We start from the raw sequence: 1,781 nt of genomic DNA, 5'->3' as shown, positions 1-1,781 counted from the left end.
CCCGGACGCTGTTGGTAAATCCGGTGCGGGCGTGACGGCGGCCTGTACGACTCCGTTGGGGTGGTACAGGCCGTTGTCGTGTTTCTGGGGTGGGTTCCGTGTCGTTGCGTGGGGTGGAGCTGGTGGAGATCCCGGAGGAGACCGCGCGGGTGGCTCGTGCGGTGTTTCCGAAGGGCTGTCTGGCGATGCGGATGCGGGACGTGCTCGGGCCGGTCTTCGCCGACGCCGACTTCGGGGAACTGTTTCCGACTCGGGGGCGCCCGGCGGTGTCGCCGGCCCGGCTGGCTCTGGTGTCGGTGTTGCAGTTCGCGGAGGGGCTGACCGATCGGCAGGCTGCCCACGCGGTCCGCTCGCGTCTGGACTGGAAGTACGCCCTGTCGCTGGAGCTGACCGACACCGGTTTCGACTTCTCCGTGCTCAGCGAGTTCCGCGCCCGGCTGGTGGAGGCGGACTCGGGCCGTGCGGTGTTCGACGCGGTGCTGCGGGCGGCCGGGGAGGCGGGGCTGGTGAAGGCCGGCGGACGGCAGCGCACGGATGCCACCCACGTGCTGGCCGCGACCCGGGACCTGAACCGGCTGGAGTTCGTGGTCGAGACGCTTCGCGCCGCACTGAACCAGATCGCCGAAGTGGCCGGGGACTGGCTGGTGACAGTGGTGGCACCGGAGTGGTTCGACCGTTACTCGGTCCGGCCGGAGGACAGTCGTTTCCCCTCCCGATGGGCCGCCCGCGTCGCGCACGGCGACCAGTGCGGCGCCGACGGCATGGCGCTGCTGGAGGCCGTCTGGTCGGCGCAGGCCCCACCCGGACCGAGGTGCCTGCCCACGGTGGAGATGCTGCGGCAGACGTGGGTGCAGCAGTTCCATCACGTCGACGGTGTCGTGCGCTGGCGCGAGCCGAAGAACACCCCGCCCGGTCTGATCCGCTTACGCACCCCGCATGAACCCGATGCCCGCACCGGATCGAAACGAGAGGTGGACTGGTCCGGCTACAAGGTCCACCTCAGCGAGACCTGTGAGCCTGACGCCCCGCACCTGATCACCCATATCCACACCACCCCGGCCCCGGTGGCCGATGTCGTCGTCCTGGGCGATATCCACTCCGCCCTGGCCAAGCGCGGGCTGCTTCCCGACGAACACCTCGTGGATGCCGGATACGTCGATGCCGGGCAGATCCACCACGCCCGCCGCGATCACAACGTGGAACTTGTCGGCCCCGTCCAGGCCAGCACCGTGAGGGGACAGGCGAGCGGAGACGTCTTCGACAACACCCGCTTCACCGTCGACTGGGACCAGCGCCGGGTCGTCTGCCCCGGAGGACAGACCAGCGTTCAATGGCGAGAGGCCCGAAGCCAGGAGGGCACCGCGGTCACCCGCGTCCGGTTCGCCGCCCGCCACTGCACTCCCTGCGGACTACGAGCCTCCTGCACCAACGCCAAGACCGGGCGCAACCTCACCCTCAGAACGCAGGCCGAACACGACATCCTCCGGCGAGCCCGCATCGAGCAGGACACCGACCACTGGCGCCGCCGCTACGGCCACCGCGCCGGCGTCGAAGGAACTATCTCCCAGGGCGTCCAGGCTTTCGGCCTGCGCAGATCCCGCTACCGCGGCCTCTCCAAAACTCGCCTCCAGCACCACTTCACCGGCGCCGCCATCAACCTCACACGCCTCGACGCCTGGCTCACCGGCAGACCCCTCGCTCCCACCCGCCTCTCACCCTTCGCAACACTCCGCCCCGCTGGATGAGATCCAGCAGGGCGGAATTAACCAACAGCGTCCGGC

General features: G+C 69.6%; 1 protein-coding gene. It reads left to right on the top strand.

What is annotated here, in order from left to right:
• The first annotated feature begins 98 nt into the window (after window positions 1-98).
• Window positions 99-1,745, top strand: a complete 1,647-nt coding sequence (locus ALMP_RS18605; RefSeq protein WP_264929623.1) for an IS1182 family transposase — start codon at window positions 99-101, stop codon at window positions 1,743-1,745.
• The last annotated feature ends 36 nt before the right edge of the window (window positions 1,746-1,781 follow it).

The organism is Streptomyces sp. A012304 (assembly GCF_026008495.1).
Lineage (GTDB): Bacteria > Actinomycetota > Actinomycetes > Streptomycetales > Streptomycetaceae > Streptomyces.
Note: the sequence above shows the minus strand (reverse complement) of the source record. Positions and strands in the feature narration are given on the sequence as shown.